The sequence below is a fragment of the Xanthomonas euroxanthea genome (genome assembly GCF_903989455.1).
GTDB lineage: Bacteria > Pseudomonadota > Gammaproteobacteria > Xanthomonadales > Xanthomonadaceae > Xanthomonas > Xanthomonas euroxanthea.
Window position 1 is genome coordinate 572560 of record NZ_LR861803.1, and the last position, 15611, is coordinate 588170.

The 15611-nt window shown below is 66.3% G+C and carries 16 protein-coding genes and 2 tRNA genes; 11 read left to right on the plus strand and 7 right to left on the minus strand.

Features of this window, described 5'->3' with window-relative positions; translation table 11 throughout:
* The first annotated feature begins 137 nt into the window (after positions 1 to 137).
* The 4 genes from H7A86_RS02410 to H7A86_RS02425 all read left to right on the plus strand — a co-directional run bounded on the left by H7A86_RS02410 (position 138) and on the right by H7A86_RS02425 (position 3562).
* A complete protein-coding gene (locus H7A86_RS02410) occupies positions 138 to 770 on the plus strand; it encodes a flavin reductase family protein (RefSeq protein WP_115675814.1) in 633 nt (210 codons plus the stop codon).
* 116 nt (positions 771 to 886) lie between these two features.
* Entirely contained in the window at positions 887 to 1924 is a 1038-nt protein-coding gene (trpD, locus tag H7A86_RS02415) for an anthranilate phosphoribosyltransferase (protein WP_115675815.1), read from the plus strand.
* Positions 1925 to 1977: 53 nt separating this feature from the next.
* The gene (trpC, locus tag H7A86_RS02420; protein ID WP_370659360.1) at positions 1978 to 2853 is read left to right on the plus strand and encodes an indole-3-glycerol phosphate synthase TrpC; all 876 of its coding nucleotides are present in this window, start codon (positions 1978 to 1980) and stop codon (positions 2851 to 2853) included.
* The gene (locus H7A86_RS02425) at positions 2846 to 3562 is read left to right on the plus strand and encodes a haloacid dehalogenase-like hydrolase (RefSeq protein WP_104583522.1); all 717 of its coding nucleotides are present in this window, start codon (positions 2846 to 2848) and stop codon (positions 3560 to 3562) included. The genes trpC and H7A86_RS02425 overlap by 8 nt, the downstream gene beginning before the upstream one ends.
* 215 nt (positions 3563 to 3777) lie before the next feature.
* On the opposite strand, the gene crp is transcribed toward H7A86_RS02425, so the two are convergent.
* Positions 3778 to 4470 carry a cAMP-activated global transcriptional regulator CRP gene (gene crp, locus H7A86_RS02430; RefSeq protein WP_024938194.1) on the minus strand — a complete coding sequence of 231 codons (693 nt, stop codon included), beginning with the start codon at positions 4468 to 4470 and terminating at the stop codon, positions 3778 to 3780.
* Positions 4471 to 4607: 137 nt separating this feature from the next.
* Here crp and speD point away from each other — a divergent pair, with 137 nt between their 5' ends.
* Together speD and H7A86_RS02440 are read left to right on the plus strand one after the other, a co-directional pair.
* A complete protein-coding gene (gene speD / locus H7A86_RS02435; protein WP_005990692.1) occupies positions 4608 to 5402 on the plus strand; it encodes an adenosylmethionine decarboxylase in 795 nt (264 codons plus the stop codon).
* Between the two features lie 163 nt (positions 5403 to 5565).
* Entirely contained in the window at positions 5566 to 5880 is a 315-nt protein-coding gene (locus tag H7A86_RS02440; protein WP_003483069.1) for a DMT family transporter, read from the plus strand.
* Between the two features lie 255 nt (positions 5881 to 6135).
* Here the strand turns inward: H7A86_RS02440 and coq7 are convergent, their stop codons facing one another.
* Positions 6136 to 6789, minus strand: coding sequence for a 2-polyprenyl-3-methyl-6-methoxy-1,4-benzoquinone monooxygenase (gene coq7 / locus H7A86_RS02445; protein WP_115675816.1), 654 nt, complete (start codon positions 6787 to 6789; stop codon positions 6136 to 6138).
* Positions 6790 to 6970: 181 nt separating this feature from the next.
* Between coq7 and rplM the strand changes: the two genes are divergently transcribed.
* Positions 6971 to 7399, plus strand: a complete 429-nt coding sequence (rplM, locus tag H7A86_RS02450; RefSeq protein WP_016902424.1) for a 50S ribosomal protein L13 — start codon at positions 6971 to 6973, stop codon at positions 7397 to 7399.
* A gap of 2 nt (positions 7400 to 7401) precedes the next feature.
* Positions 7402 to 7794, plus strand: coding sequence for a 30S ribosomal protein S9 (rpsI, locus tag H7A86_RS02455; RefSeq protein ID WP_016902423.1), 393 nt, complete (start codon positions 7402 to 7404; stop codon positions 7792 to 7794).
* A gap of 455 nt (positions 7795 to 8249) precedes the next feature.
* Here the strand turns inward: rpsI and H7A86_RS02460 are convergent.
* Together H7A86_RS02460 and H7A86_RS02465 are read right to left on the minus strand one after the other, a co-directional pair.
* Positions 8250 to 8323, minus strand: a tRNA-Gln gene (locus H7A86_RS02460).
* Between the two features lie 52 nt (positions 8324 to 8375).
* A tRNA-Met gene (locus H7A86_RS02465) sits at positions 8376 to 8452 on the minus strand.
* 118 nt (positions 8453 to 8570) lie between these two features.
* On the opposite strand from H7A86_RS02465, the gene H7A86_RS02470 reads away from it, so the two are divergent.
* The 3 genes from H7A86_RS02470 (at position 8571) to bfr (ending at position 10303) form a co-directional block, all read left to right on the plus strand.
* Positions 8571 to 9188 carry an RNA pyrophosphohydrolase gene (locus H7A86_RS02470; protein WP_024938192.1) on the plus strand — a complete coding sequence of 206 codons (618 nt, stop codon included), beginning with the start codon at positions 8571 to 8573 and terminating at the stop codon, positions 9186 to 9188.
* 81 nt (positions 9189 to 9269) lie between these two features.
* Positions 9270 to 9479, plus strand: coding sequence for a (2Fe-2S)-binding protein (locus H7A86_RS02475; protein ID WP_024938191.1), 210 nt, complete (start codon positions 9270 to 9272; stop codon positions 9477 to 9479).
* Positions 9480 to 9832: 353 nt separating this feature from the next.
* Entirely contained in the window at positions 9833 to 10303 is a 471-nt protein-coding gene (gene bfr, locus H7A86_RS02480) for a bacterioferritin (protein ID WP_119130404.1), read from the plus strand.
* A 256-nt stretch (positions 10304 to 10559) separates the two neighbouring features.
* Here bfr and H7A86_RS02485 read toward each other — a convergent pair whose 3' ends face one another.
* The 3 genes from H7A86_RS02485 to H7A86_RS02495 are packed head-to-tail and all read right to left on the minus strand — an operon-like array spanning position 10560 to position 15484.
* Positions 10560 to 12827, minus strand: a complete 2268-nt coding sequence (locus tag H7A86_RS02485) for an ATP-binding protein (RefSeq protein WP_180708116.1) — start codon at positions 12825 to 12827, stop codon at positions 10560 to 10562.
* Between the two features lie 39 nt (positions 12828 to 12866).
* Positions 12867 to 14819: an EAL domain-containing protein gene (locus H7A86_RS02490; protein ID WP_180708012.1), complete on the minus strand. Its 1953-nt coding sequence runs from the start codon at positions 14817 to 14819 to the stop codon at positions 12867 to 12869.
* Between the two features lie 38 nt (positions 14820 to 14857).
* Positions 14858 to 15484: a DUF4126 domain-containing protein gene (locus tag H7A86_RS02495; RefSeq protein WP_104649169.1), complete on the minus strand. Its 627-nt coding sequence runs from the start codon at positions 15482 to 15484 to the stop codon at positions 14858 to 14860.
* Between the last annotated feature and the right edge of the window lie 127 nt (positions 15485 to 15611).

Below are 15611 nucleotides of genomic sequence, written 5' to 3' on the forward strand. Positions count from 1 at the left end.
TGCGTCAGTCGTGATGCAGTCTTCGGCACCATCGATGCATCGGCGACCCATGCGCGCACTGCCCGCAATCGGCTGCGCGCCGCCAGCGTGCAGCGGGTTTCCCGCCTCGCTTCGTCCACACCTGCATCCGGATCCCGATGAGCACCGCCAGCGACAGTTTCCACTTCTACGAACCAGGCCAGGGCCACGGGCTGCCGCACGATCCGTTCAATGCCATCGTCGGTCCGCGACCGATCGGCTGGATCGGCTCGCGCAGCGCCGGGGGCATCGCCAACCTGGCGCCTTACAGCTTCTTCAACGCGTTCAACTACGTGCCGCCGATCGTCGGCTTTGCCAGCATCGGCCGCAAGGACAGCCTGCGCAACATCGAAGCCACCGGCGAATTCACCTGGAACCTGGCCACGCGCCCCTTGGCCGAGGCGATGAATGCCAGCGCCGCGATAGTGCCGGCGGAGGTCGACGAGTTCGCATTGGCCGACCTGGAAATGGCGCCGTCGCGGCTGATCGCTGCCCCGCGCGTGGCGGCCAGCCCGGTCAGTTTCGAATGCCGGCTCAGCCAGCTGCTGCCGCTGCAGAGCGCAAGCGGGCAGGCCATCGAAACCTGGCTGGTCCTGGGCGAGGTGGTCGGTGTGCATCTGGCGCACGCGGCGCTGCAGGACGGTATCTACGATCCTGCTGCCGTACAGACGATTCTGCGTGCGGGCGGCGCCGCCGATTATTTCGAAGTGCAGGCGCAGGCGCGCTTCCGCATGCGGCGTCCGGGCCAATGAGCGCTGCGCATCGCAGTGCTGCGTGGCGTTGCCGCCAGGCGCGACTGCATCGCCAGGATTGATCGATCACGCTCACTGCCGCATATCTTTCCCACGTTTTGCCACGGTCCTTGTCCATGCCCATCACCCCGCAAGAAGCCCTGCAGCGCACCATCGAACACCGCGAAATCTTCCACGACGAAATGGTCGAGCTGATGCGCCAGATCATGCGTGGCGAGGTCTCGGACATGATGGTCGCGGCCATCCTCACCGGTTTGCGGGTCAAGAAGGAAACCATCGGCGAGATCGCCGGCGCAGCCACGGTGATGCGCGAGTTCTCGCGCCGCGTGGAAGTGGGCGACCGCCGGCACATGGTCGACATCGTCGGCACCGGTGGCGATGGTTCGCATACCTTCAACATCTCCACCTGCGCGATGTTCGTGGCGGCCGCCGGCGGCGCCAAGGTCGCCAAGCACGGCAACCGCAGCGTCTCGTCCAAGTCCGGCAGTGCCGACGCGCTGGAGGCACTGGGCGCGGCGATCGAGTTGCAGCCCGAGCAGGTCGCCGCCTCGCTGGCGCAGACCGGTATCGGCTTCATGTATGCGCCGGTGCATCATCCGGCCATGAAGGTGGTGGCGCCGGTGCGCCGCGAAATGGGCGTGCGCACCATCTTCAACATCCTCGGCCCGCTGACCAACCCGGCCGGCTCGCCGAACATCCTGATGGGCGTGTTCCATCCGGATCTGGTCGGCATCCAGGCGCGCGTACTGCAGGAACTCGGTGCCGAGCGCGCGCTGGTGGTGTGGGGACGCGATGGCATGGACGAACTCTCGCTCGGTGCCGGCACCCTGGTCGGCGAGCTGCGCGATGGCCAGGTGCGCGAGTACGAGGTGCATCCGGAGGATTTCGGCATCGCCATGTCGGCCAGCCGCAACCTCAAGGTGGCCGATGCCGCGCAGTCGCGCACGATGCTGCTGCAGGTGCTGGACAACGTGCCCGGCCCGGCGCTGGACATCGTCGCCCTCAATGCCGGTGCGGCCCTTTACGTGGCAGGGGTGTCCGACAGCATCGCCGACGGCGTCGTGCGTGCGCGTGCGGTCCTGGCCGATGGCTCGGCGCGTGCAAGACTGGATGCCTATGTTGCCTTCACCCGGCAGACTGCCGCGCAGCGCTGACCCCCGCCACTGCACCGGCAGGCACGCGTCGGCACCCTCATGCCACCGCTGGCATGCTGCGCGCCGGCGCGTGGCCGCGGCCAGTTGCGGCCGTCTTGACCGATAATGCCCGCCCGCCAGGACCCGATACGATGAGCGACATCCTCAACACCATCCTTGCCCGCAAGGCCGAAGAAATCGCCGAGCGCAGTGCGCGCGTGCCGCTGGCCGAGCTGATCGCGCGCAGCGCCGACCTGCCGCTCACGCGTGGGTTTGCCGCCGCCATGCAGGCCAGCATCGCCGCCGGCGAGCCGGCAGTGATCGCCGAAGTGAAGAAGGCCAGCCCCTCCAAGGGCGTGATCCGCCCCGACTTCCACCCGGCCGACATTGCGGTGAGCTACGAATTTGGCGGCGCCAGCTGCCTGTCGGTGCTGACCGATGTGGACTTCTTCCAGGGCGCCGATGCCTATCTGCGCCAGGCGCGCGAGGCCTGCACGCTGCCGGTGCTGCGCAAGGATTTCACCGTCGACCCCTACCAGGTCTACGAAGCGCGCGTGCTCGGCGCCGATTGCATCCTGCTGATCGTCTCGGCACTGGAGGACGCGCAGCTGGCCGAGCTCTCCGGCCTGGCCATGCAGCTGGGCCTGGACGTGCTGGTGGAAGTGCATGACATCGACGAGCTCGAGCGCGCGGTGCAGGTGCCGGTGCCGCTGGTGGGCATCAACAACCGCAATCTGCGCACCTTCGAAGTGACGCTGCAGACCACCCTGGACATGCGCGCCGCCGTGCCGCGTGACCGCATCCTGGTGACCGAAAGCGGCATCGTGACGCCGGCCGATGTGCAGTTGATGCGCGGCCACGGCGTGAACGCGTTTCTGGTCGGCGAGACCTTCATGCGCGCGCCCGAACCCGGCGAGTCGCTGCGTCAGCTATTCTTCGCGCATGACTGAGGCGTATCCCGTACCGCGCGACGACGCACCGCTGGTGGTCTTCGATTTCGACCACACGCTGTATGACGGTGACTCCGGCAGCCACCTGTTCGCCTGGCTGATCAAGCGCAACCCGTTGCGTCTGCTGGTGGCGCTGTTGGCCTCGCCGATCCTCGGCCCGATGGTGGCGATGCTGCCGACCCGCCGCCGCGGCGTGTCCGGTTATGTGTGGATCGCCACCTTCGGCCTGCACCGCGCGCGCGAGTTCAATCGCTTCATCGATGCGTACGTGCTCAAGCATGAAGCGCAGATCCGGCAGCGCTTGTTGCCGCACGCCTTGAAGGTGTTCACCGACCACCGCGCCGCCGGCGACCGTGTGGTGGTGGCCACCGGCGCGCCGCCGGAACTTGCCCGCGCGATTCTTGGCTTTGTCGCGCATCAGGACGTGCCGGTGATCGGCAGCCTGGTCGGTCCACGCCTGGGCGCGGTCACCGCGCGACGCCACTGCCACAATGAAGAGAAGATGCGCATGCTGCGCGAGCGCGGCTACGCCGACATCGCCATTGCCTACTCGGACAGCACCGCGGATCTGCCGCTGCTGAAGGCGGCGCGCGCGCCGGTGGTAGTCAATCCGAAGGCCAATCGCGAAGCGCTGTTCCGGCAGGTGCTGCCGGCGGGCACGCCGATCCTCAACTGGGGATGTCGCGATCGCGGTGGCAAGGCGCTGTAGCGCCTGGTGCCGAAAGCGTACCGTAAGCGGCTCCGGCCAGGTCACGGCTGCGACGAGGTCAGGCCTTGCCCATCGAGTCGGCGGGCAAGCAGTCGGCGATGCACGGCACACGGCCGGCAGTCGGTGACCGAGCGCACCCGGCCACATCAGCCCGCATGCCGTGCGACATGCGGTTCGAGCTGCGGTTGGTGCAGGGCTGCACCAACCGCTACCGCTTAGCGGGTGCCGTAGAGCACGACGGTCTTGCCGCGTGCATGCAACAGGCCGTCGGCCTGCAGTTTCTTGAGCACGCGCCCGGCCATTTCACGCGAACAGCCCACCAGCCGTGCCAGTTCCTGCCGCGACACGCGCAGCTGGGTGCCCTGCGGATGACTCATCGCTTCCGGCTCCTTGGACAGGTCGTGCAGGGTGCGCACGATGCGGTCGGTCACGTCCAGGAACGCCAGGCGGCTGGCTTTCCTTGTGGTGTCGAGCAACCGCTTGGACAGCTGGACGCCAATCGCATACAGGATGCGCGGCGCATCCGGCGACAGACTGGTCTGGAACAGCTGCTGCAGCCGCTCGTAGCTGATCTCGGCCAGCTCGCACTGGGTGCGGGTGCGCAAGATCACCTCGCGGGTATCGGATTCGATGAACAACCCCATCTCGCCGACGAACTCGCCGCTACCGAAGTAGCCCAGCACCAACTCACGATCGTCATCTTCCTCGGCAATGATGCTTACCGAGCCACTGATCACATAGTAGAGCGTGCCAGCCGGGTCTCCTGGCCGGAACACATCGGTCCGGGTCGGATAGCGTCTGCGATGGCTGTGCGCCAGGAAACGCTCGATCGTGCCCGCGTCCAGCGCCAGAGAAGGGGTAGCGTTACGTACCGTCGTAGTCACAACCGTCGTGTTTCCTGGGCTCATGGTAGTTCCGCGTGTAATTCCTGAAGCTTAACGGCATGAGTCATGCAAGGTAAACCATTCTTAACGTCGGCATTTCGTTGCTGGGATCTTTGGCTCATAATTGTTTCCTTTCCCGCCTTCCATAAGGACAGACCGACGTGGTCAAGCCGTTGCCTCGCCTGAGGCTACAGGGGTTCAACAACCTCACCAAGGCGTTGAGCTTCAACATCTACGACGTCTGTTATGCGCGTACCGAAGAGGAGCGTCAGCGCTACATCGAATATATCGATGAGCAGTACGACGCCGATCGTCTGACGCAGATCCTGACCGATGTTGCCGAGATCATTGGCGCCAACATCCTCAATATCGCACGTCAGGACTACGATCCGCAGGGCGCATCGGTCACGATCCTGATCTCGGAAGAGCCCGTCATCGACAAGAAGCAGGCCGGCAAGGAGCTGATCTCCGATGCGGTGGTCGCTCATATGGACAAGAGTCATATCACTGTCCATACATACCCCGAGACGCATCCGCAGGAGGGTATCGCCACGTTCCGTGCCGATATCGACGTGGCCACCTGTGGCGTGATCTCGCCGCTGAAGGCGCTGAACTACCTGATCGAGAGTCTGGAATCGGACATCGTGATCATGGACTACCGCGTCCGTGGCTTCACCCGCGATGTGAAGGGCAAGAAGCATTACATCGATCACAAGATCAACTCGATCCAGCACTTCCTTGCCAAGAACGTGAAGTCGCGCTACGAGATGTTCGACGTGAACGTCTATCAGGAAAACATCTTCCACACCAAGATGCACCTGAAGGACTTCGACCTGGACCAGTACCTGTTCGAGGAACGCGCCAAGAACCTCTCGTTCAAGGAGCGCATGAAGATCGAAACGCTGCTCAAGCGCGAGATCGAAGAACTGTTCCACGGGCGCAACCTGAGCGAGTAAGCGCAGCGAGCGAGCTGGTGCGCGGCTGCCTGCAGGCGCGCGAAAGAACCAAGGCGGGACGGCCCGCCACGCGATGACCTCGCGTTCCACAGCCGACGGCGGCCCAGTGTGCAAACACTGGGTCGCTTTTTTTTTGTGCGTTTTTCAACTGAGGAGTACTGCGATGCCCTGGATCTACCTGCTGCTGGCCGGCCTGTTCGAAATCGGCTTTGCCATGGGCCTGAAGTACAGCGACGGCTTCACGCGCTTGTGGCCGACGGTGCTGACCATCGGTCTGGCAGGCATCAGCCTGTGGTTTCTGACCCAGGCGCTGAAGACCATCCCGGTAGGCACCGGTTATGCGATCTGGACCGGGATCGGCGCGCTGGGCGTGACCATCGCCGGCATCGCGCTGTTCGGCGACAGCGCCTCATGGTCGCGTCTGGCCTGCATCGGCCTGATCGTGGCCGGGGTGATCGGATTGAAGTTGGTGGGGTAGGCGTGGTCAGCCCCGGTGGTCAGTCCCACTGCGTGGGTCTGCCCCCCCAAGGTTTGCTACGCAAACCTCGGGCCCCACGCGTAGTCAGTCCCACTGCGTGGGCCTGCCCCCAAGGTTTGCTACGCAAACCTCGGGCCCCACTCCGTAGCATCCTATCCCCGCGCCTTCGGCGCGCCCCCTTAACAAAGGGGGCTCTGCTCCAGTTGGTCTGCTGGGCGCCACCAGCCGCCAATCCCCAATCCCTAATCCCGCCGGCTACAGCCGGTACGCCACGGCTTTCATGAGTCTGGAGGCCAGGGCCATGGCGCTGGGGATCGGTGGCGGGAGGGGGCGGGCGCCGGCCTGTTCGGCCTGGTCGGCGTGGCGTGCCTCGTCGATCTTCATCACGCGCAGGATCGCGCGGCTGCGCTGGTCGACCTCCGGCAGGGTTTCCAGGTGTTCGTCCAGATGGGCTTCGACCTGGCGCTCGGTCTCGACCACGAAGCCCAGGCTCCAGTCGTCGCCGCGCAAGCCGGCCAGGGCGCCGAGCGCGTAGCTGCCGGCGTACCAGAGCGGGTTGAACAGGCTGGGGCGGCTGTCCAGCTCGTGCAGGCGGTCGGCACACCAGGCCAGATGGTCGGTTTCTTCCTGCGCCGCCTCCAGCAGGTGCTGCTGGGTGTGGGCGTCGCGGGCGACGGCGGCCTGGCCGAAATACAGGCCTTGCGCGCAGACCTCGCCGACGTGGTTGATCCGCATCAAGCCGGCGGCGTGGCGACGCTGGTCCGGTTCCAGCGCCACGTCAGGGGTGTCGGCGGCCGGGTTGGGCCGCTCGGCGGGCGGATTGCCGAATACCGTGTCCAGCGCGCGCTGGGCTTCGACCAGCAGCCGGTCGAGCGGGCCATGCAGTCGGAAAGAGGAGGTCTGGGTCATGCGTCGATTCTGGCCCCCGACCGAGCCGCTGCCAACCGCCTGAGCTCCAGCCAGCCGGCGACTTGCGTGGCCTTGTATCGTCCCGTACAATCCCGCCTCTTCTGTTTCGCCTTCACAACGCGTGGCAAAGTTCCAGCGGCCATTGCCGCTGCAATCCGCCCGACCACTCAAGAGTTTTCTCATGACTACGTTCACCGCCAAGTCCGAGACCGTCCAGCGCGACTGGTATCTCGTTGACGCCGCCGGCAAGACGCTCGGCCGTCTGTCCACCGAACTGGCCCGCCGCCTGCGCGGCAAGCACAAGCCGGTTTATACCCCGCACGTCGATACCGGCGATTACCTCGTGGTGATCAATGCCGAGAAGATCGTGGTCACGGGCAACAAGCTGAAAGACAAGAAGTATCACCGCTTCACCGGCTACATCGGTAACCTGAAGACCGAGAGCCTGGAGCAGGCGCTGGAGCGCCACCCGGAGCGCGTGATCGAAATCGCCGTCAAGGGCATGCTGCCGAAGGGCCCCCTGGGCCGCACCATGTACCGCAAGCTCAAGGTCTATTCGGGTGCCGAGCATCCGCACGCCGCCCAGCAGCCGCAAGTTCTGGATATCTAATCATGGCTATCACGCAAAACTACGGCACTGGCCGCCGCAAGTCCTCCACCGCTCGCGTGTTCCTGCGCAAGGGTACCGGCAACATCACCGTCAACGACCGTCCGCTGGACGAGTTCTTTGGCCGTGAGACTGCACGCATGATCGTGCGTCAGCCGCTGGAACTCACCAAGAACACCGAAAGCTTCGACATCCTGGTCACCGCCTCCGGCGGCGGCACCACCGGTCAGGCCGGTGCGATCCGTCTGGGCATCGCCCGTGCACTGGTCGAGTACGACGAAACCCTGAAGTCCGAGCTGCGCAAGGCTGGCTTCATGACCCGTGACGCCCGCGAAGTCGAGCGTAAGAAGGTCGGTCTGCACAAGGCCCGTCGCGCAACCCAGTTCTCCAAGCGCTGATCCATCGCGTTTGCTGCGTCCCGGTTCGCCGGGGCGCCCACGACAAAAGCCCGGCCATGCCGGGCTTTTGTCGTTTCGGGGGTGCGCATCGTGACTCTGCGCTAGTGGCCTGGGCGTGCTGGGTCGCAGGGCAGGTCTTTCCGGGGCCGGGTCTGGCAGCTTCGCAGGGGCGGCATGGCCCTCTTTTCGTGCCAACAACCTGGCGGCGGCCGCTGCGTCTGTGCACGGCCGCCCGGGGTGATGCCATGCGGGGTGGCCAGGTTCCGGCAGTGGCGCCTGTCTGCCTGTCTGCCTGGCCGACGCAGCACGCCCATTCCGGCAGGGTGGGGCACCTGCGGCCGATCCCTGTGCGCCCTTGGTGCGGCAGTGGTTGGTGCGGACCATTCCCGGTGGCTGCCGGGTCGGATCATCGGGCAACAAAAAAGGCCCGATCGTCAGATCGGACCTTCTGTGTTTGGCTGCCCCGGATGGATTCGAACCACCGATGCCTGAGTCAGAGTCAGGTGCCTTACCGCTTGGCGACGGGGCAATAAAACGTGTTGGGCCAAGATTATTGCATGCCTGTGAGCGCATGAACACCTTGGTGGCTATGGGTGGACTCGAACCACCGACCCCAGCATTATGAGTGCTGTGCTCTAACCGGCTGAGCTACATAGCCTAGGGAGCCGGCAATTCTTACCAAGCGCTCGCGTGTTGTCAAGCATTTCGTTTTCAGCTTGTGAGCCGGCCGTCGCCGTGGCAGAGTCGGTGACAGTAGATTTTCAGGAGTCCGCATCGTGATCGATCCGGACGGTTTCCGGCCAAACGTCGGCATCGTGCTGATGCGAGAGGATGGTCAGGTGTTCTGGGCACGACGTGTGCGCAGGGACGGCTGGCAGTTCCCGCAAGGTGGCATGAATACCGACGAGACACCCGTGGAAGCCATGTACCGCGAGTTGCGCGAAGAAACCGGGTTGTTGCCCGAGCATGTCGAATTGCTCGGTGCCACCCCTGGGTGGCTGCGCTATCGCCTGCCGAGCCGGGCAGTACGGCGCAATGAGCGCCAGGTCTGCATCGGCCAGAAGCAGGTGTGGTTCCTGCTGCAGTTCACCGGCCACGAATCCCATCTCAAGCTCGACCACACCGACACGCCCGAGTTCGATCACTGGCGCTGGGTGGATTTCTGGTACCCGGTCGAGCATGTGGTGATGTTCAAGCGCGGGGTCTATGCGCGCGCGCTGCGTCATCTGGCTCCACTGGCGCAGACCATCGCCGGCTCGGCGGCGGTCGGGGTGATGCCCGAGCGTGCGCTGGAGGCCTGGTTGCCGGGCAGCAGCGCGGCCGGGCACGACAGCCCGCGCAAGCGTCCACGCAAGCGGGGCGGGCCTCGTGCGGTCCGGATTAATAATGATTAACGTTTGGAATTGACACCCTATTCTCGTTTGCGGTGGAATCAGTGCCGGTCCTCTCCGGATCGCCAGCACCCGACCGATACCGTGTACGTCTGCATCTGTAATGGGGTCACCGACCACCAGATCCGCGAAGCGGCCGAGAATGGCTGCGCCAGCCTGGCCGAGCTGACCATGCGCACCGGCTGTGGTTCAAACTGTGGGTCGTGCCTGGAGATGGCAGGCGATGTGTTGAGCCAGGCCCATGCGAGCCGCGCGCTGCCGTTGCCAATGCTGGGGCTTGCCAGCGCTGCCTGAGCATTCCTCCGGCGCGTCCGCGCGTCGGCGATGACAAGTTGCCGGGGCTGGTGGGCACATTGACGCCTTCCTAGTGCCACCCGCGCCAATGACGTCGACAGATCGCCTTGCTGGCCTCCGGCAATGCGCTCGCTCCGGAACCGTTGCGGTCATCGGTCAGTGAACCGCTGGTTCCCTCCACAGTCCGCAGTGACTGCTCGACGCAGATTGACGGGAGCTCCGCTCCCACATAGACCGTATGACGATCCAGCCGGGAGCGAGCAAGCGTCCCGCAACTGATCACGATTCGCGTTCCTTCATGCGCCGCGGCAACGCGCTACAGTGCGGCCGGCTCACTGTCTCGGAGACATCGCATGAAGGGCGATACCAAGGTCATCGAGTACCTCAACAAGGTGCTCTACAACGAACTCACTGCGATCAACCAGTACTTCCTGCACGCCAAGATGCTGAAGAACTGGGGCCTGAAGGAACTGGCCGAGCATGAGTACAAGGAATCCATCGACGAGATGAAGCATGCGGACAAGCTGTCCGACCGCATCCTGTTTCTCGAAGGGCTTCCCAATTTCCAGGCGCTGGGCAAGCTGCGCATCGGCGAGAACCCCACCGAGATGTTCCGCTGCGACCTGGCGCTGGAGCGCGAGGCGGTTGCCGTGCTGCGCGAGGCCGTGGCCTATGCGGAGACCGTCAACGACTACGTGAGCCGCCAGCTGCTGGTGGACATCCTGGATTCGGAAGAAGAGCACATCGACTGGCTGGAAACGCAGCTGGATCTGGTGGCGCGCATCGGCGAGCCGAACTACCTGCTGACCAAGCTGGACGACTGAGGGCCGCTGACCGGGCTGCAGCGCTGCCGGCAGGCGGCGCGTTGATGGGTGGCTTCGGCTCACTGCATCCTGGCTCTTTCTGCCGTCGGGCCTTCGGCCTCTTCCATCGCGAGATCAATGCCGGCACGCATGAGGTCATGAGCGGTCGGCGTGGCCGTCGCTGCCCGGAAGCTGCATGTACCACGCGCACGCTCCTGTTGCGAGCGCGTCCTTCGCACCCGACTGACTAACCGCTGCCACGGTTTGTTGGCCGCCCTCAGTTGGCGGCGCGGGCCTTGGTCTGCAGGCGGGCGACCTGGCCGAGCAATGCCAGGCGGGCGCGTGCGTATTCGGCGATGACCAGGGCCACCATCACCGAGGGGCGTTCGATGGTGCCGGTACGCGCGGCCAGTTCGATCCGGCGCGCGGCATTGGCCAGCGCCTGGGCGCCGACGTTGGCGCTGGAGGATTTGAGCGTATGCGCCAGATCGCGCAGCTGCATGCTGTCGCGATTGGTGGCCGCGGTTTCCAGGCGTTCGATCATGCCCGGCGCATCTTCCAGGAACAGCTGCAGGATGGTGATGGTGTCCGCGCCCGCCACCTCGTACAGCTCATCGATCACGCTGTTGTCCAGGATCGGCAAGGCGCGCGCCTGCGCGGCGCTGCTGGCGCTTTCGGGGGCGGCTGCGGCCTGGCTGCCATGGGGCGTGCCGGCTGGCAGCGGTTGACGCGGCAGCCAGCGTTGCAGGCAGGCGTCGAGCTGCTCGCGGGCGACCGGTTTGGACAGGTAGTCGTCCATGCCGGCGGCCAGGCAGCGTTCGCGATCGCCGGCCATGGCGTTGGCGGTCATCGCCACGATCGGGACCGGGCGGCCGCCGCTCTCGGTCTCCATCGCGCGCCAGCGGCGGGTGGCGGCATAGCCGTCCAGCACCGGCATCTGGCAATCCATGAAGACCATGTCGTAGCGAGTGGACTCCATGCTGCTCAGCGCGGCGTCGCCATCGGTGGCGGTGTCGGCGTCGAAGCCGAGCACGGCCAGCAGCTTCTGCGCGACCAGCAGGTTCACCGGGTTGTCTTCCACCAGCAGGATGCGCACTTCGCGCGTACCGGCCAGCGCCGGTGCCATCGGCTCGGGAATCATCGCCGCGGCCAGCGTGGCGGCGGGGGCGGGCGTTGGATCGGGCGGCAGCACCAGCGAGCGCAGGGTCTCGTCCGGGCTCTGGCGCGGCACCAGGGTGGCATGGTCCTGCAGCTCGGCAGGCACCGGCTCGTCGCCATACAACCAGATCAGGCGCGCGCCACCGAGGTCGTCCGGGCGCGCAAGTGCACGATGCACGGCGCGCGCGCTGTAGCGCAGCGTGTCGTGGTCGGCAATGACGCAGCGGAAGCCTTCGCCGTCGCTGTGGCGACGCACCCGTTCCAGCGCTTCCTGGGTGGTCTCCATCAGCACGTGCGACACGCCCCAGCCGTCGAGCAGGCGCTTGAGACGTTGCGACAGGCGTGTGTCGGAGCTGATCACCATCACCCGGGCGGCATCGGCGCCGCTGTTCTGCTGCAGGTCGCCGATGACCTTGAGCAGCGGAATCTCGAACCAGAACGTGGCGCCGCGCCCGGGCTCGGACTCCACGCCGATGCGGCCGCCCATCAGGTCGATGATGCGCTTGCAGATCGCCAGTCCCAGGCCGGTGCCGCCATACAGGCGCGTGGTGGAGGCGTCGGCCTGGGCGAAGGAGCGGAACAGGCGCGCCTGCTGATCCGGGGCGATGCCGATGCCGGTATCGCGCACCTGGAAGCGCAGCAGGTGCTGGGCGCGGGTTTCGCCCAGGCGGCGCAACTGGATGTCGACACTGCCGCGCTCGGTGAACTTGATCGCATTGCCGATCAGGTTGCCCAGCACCTGGCGCAGGCGGATCGGGTCGCCGCGCACCAGCAGGCGCACCGATGGCTCGATATCCAGCCCCAGGCGCAGCTGCTTGCCTTCGGCGGTACGCTGCAGCAACTGCACGACGCCGTCGAGCAGCTCGCGCAGGTTGAAGGTGGTGATCTCCAGTTCGAGCTTGTTGGCTTCGAGTTTGGAGTAGTCGAGGATGTCGTCGACGATGCGCAGCAACTGCAGCGAGCTGCCGGTGGCGGTCTGCAGCATGTCGCGCTGGTCCAGGCTGAGCTGGCCGCTGGAAATGAGCTCCAGCATCGGGATGATGCCGTTGAGCGGGGTGCGGATCTCGTGGCTCATGGTGGCCAGGAATTCGCCCTTGGCCAGCGTGGCGGCCTCGGCGGCCTGCTTGGCGCGCAGCAGTTCCTGTTCAAGCTCGCCGTGGCGCTGCAGCTCCTGCTGCAGGCGCTCACGGACGACGTCGGCCTCTTCCAGGCGTTGCGTCAGGGCGTGCTGGGCGCGCGCGCTGCGGTAGCCGGCAGCTGCGGCGCACAGGCCGAACACCACTGCCAGCGCTGCAGCGGCGGCCGTCACCGTGCGCCACGGCCCGTCGATGGCCGACCACTGCAGGCCCGCACCCAGCGCTGCGACTAGAGCAGCCAACACGGCCAGGCCGCTCCAGGCGCGGAGGCCTCCTGCCCGCGCTGTCACTCAGAGCACCGCGTTCGTGAAGTCGAAGTCCAGTTCCTTGCCGACCGTCTGCACCAGGTTGCCCTGGATGAAGTCCACGCCACTCATCCACATCGCCGCGGCCGACTGCGGGTCCTCGATGCGTTGGCCGATGATCAGCAAGCCACGCTGATGGGCGATATCGATCACGCCGCGCAGTTCATCGCGGACTGCCGCATTGCCATGGGCATCGGCGAAGCGGTTGGCCATGCGCACGAAGCTCAGCGGCAGCTGGCTCAGCAGCGCGTTGGCTTCGTCGCCGGGCTCGAACTGGCTCAGGCAGAACTGCACGCCCGCCTGCATCAATCTGGCGCAGAACTGCTGCACGGTGACTGCGTGGATCAAGGCATCGTCCAGGCGCAGGTCGACGATCAGCGATTGCCCGGCCACGCCGCGCTCGACCAGCGCCTTGAGCAACCAGTCGGCGAAGGCATCGCGCGCCAGCGTGCGCGGCGACTGCGACACGAACAACCGCAGCGGCGGGTGGGCGTGCTGGTACAGATGCAGCAGGCCGAGCGCGTGGTCCATGACCTGCTGGTCGAGATCGGCGATGCGTCCGGCCGCTTCGGCGGCGGGAATCACCTGGCCGGCTGACAGCAGCGTGCCGTCGGCCTGGCGCAGCCGCAGCAGCACCTGGTATTGCGCCGTGTCGCCGCCGGCCACCGCCACGATCGGTTGATACGCCAGTTCGAGCTGGCCTTCGACCAGGCGCAGCTGCTCCTGTTGTTCGGCCTGGCTGGGGGCCAGGTAGGCCTGCACGCCTTCGCTGCGCAGGCGCGCCTGCAGCGCGGTGCGCTCGACCGCTTCCAGCGCGCTGCCGGTATCGTCGAAGCCCAGGCCCAGCGGTGCCACGCCGATGGCGCAGCGCACGTGCACCGATTCTTCCTCGCGCACCGGGAAGGCATGGGCCGACAGCCGCTGGCGGATTTCCAGCGCCTGCTGTTCCAGGCTGGATTCGGGCATGTCCACGCCCAGCAGCAGGAAGCTGTTGTCGTTCAGGCGTGCCAGCGGATACGGCTGCGCGGCACTGGCCAGGCGATGCCCGGCCTGGGTCATCAGGCGCTCATAGGCGGCATAGCCATAGCGCTCGCGCAAGCCGAGCGCGCTGGCGATTTCGATGAAGAACAACCCGCCGGTCTGCTTGCGCGCCAGCGCATCGGCGAGCAGTTCCATCACATGGGCGCGTGTCGGCAGGCCGGTCTCCGGATTGCTGCGCACGCTAACCTGTTCACCGGCCTGCTGCAGCGCCTGCTGGCGTGCGCGGCGGATGCGGTTGGACACTGCGGCGATCAGGTGACGCGGGCGGATCGGCTTGGTCAGGAAGTCGTCGGCGCCGCTGTCGAGCACTTCGAACTGACGCTCCGGATCCGGGTCGCCAGTGAGGAAGACGATCGGCAGCAATTGCTGGCCGGGCTGCTGGCGGATCAGGGTGGTCAGGCGGATGCCGTCCAGCTCGGGCATGTGCAGATCCATCAAAATCAGATCCGGGTGGTAGTCCTGGATCGCCTGCGGCACGCTGGCGGCGGTCATTTCCACCTGCGCATGCATGCCGGCACCGTGCAGCACGCTCTGCGCGAACAGCGCCTGCGAGCGGTCGTCCTCGACGATCAGCACGCGGTACGGCGCATCGGCGGCCATGGTGTCGTCGCCCTCGCGCGACGCCGAGACAGTCGCCAGCGTCGACGCTGCAGCCGTCGCGTGCGCACTGCCACCTGGCGCGACGGCCTGGGCTGGTGCCATCGGCAGGATCGATGCGGGTGCGGCAGCGGGCGCGGGAATGATGGCGGCACTCACCGGCTCTGCCGGGTTGGATGCCGCCGCGGCCTCGTCGGCCCAGCGGCGCCAGTAGTCGGCCGGCGGTGTCTCGGCGCGCAGTGGACGATTACGCGTGGCGGTGTCGTCACGGGTGAAAGGAACCGGATCTCGGGCGGCCATCAATACTCCCTGCAGTCGCGATGATTATGCGATGAACTTCACGATAGCGGGGAGCGACGTGCAGCCGGCGTGGTGGCAGGGCGCATCGGCGCAACCAGCCGCCGCATGCCCCGCCACAGCAATCGCCACACCCACCAGACCACCAGCGTAGCGAGCACGCTGGAGCCCACCGCAACACTGAGTGCCAGCCATGGGTGCGCCAGTGCCAGCGCCAGGGCGGTGGTGGCGATGGTGTCCTCGGCCAGCGAGGCGACCCAGTTGCTGGCCGGTTCCGGCGAGGTGTTGAGCAAGGCGCGGGTGCCGGCCTTGAGGGTGTGGCTGGTCAGCGCCACGCCGGCGCCTGCGGCCAGCACGCCGGTGCTCAGGTCACCGTCCGGCGACAGCGTGGCCGCGGCCAGGAAGGCGCCGGCGGGCACCCGTGCCAGCGTCTGCAGCAGGTCCCAGCCCGAATCCACGCCGGGGATCTTGTCGGCGAAGAACTCGGCCACCGCCAGTGCACCGGAGGTGCCCAGCACCCACCACGACTGCGCCGGATGCAGGGCCGGCGGCAGCTCGATCCAGCCGAGCAGGCCGGCCAGGCCGACACCGAAAACGGTGAGATAGACACGGATGCCGGCCAGCCAGGCCAGCAGGATGCCGATCACGAACAGATGGGCTTCGCTCATGGCGTTGCTTCCTGCGAACAATGCGGAACTATCGGATAACCGCCGGTCCAGCGCCAGCACGATGGTTGCCGACGCTCTGGCACACTACGCCGCCCATGACTGCGCCGGCCCGTCCGGACCCGATGCC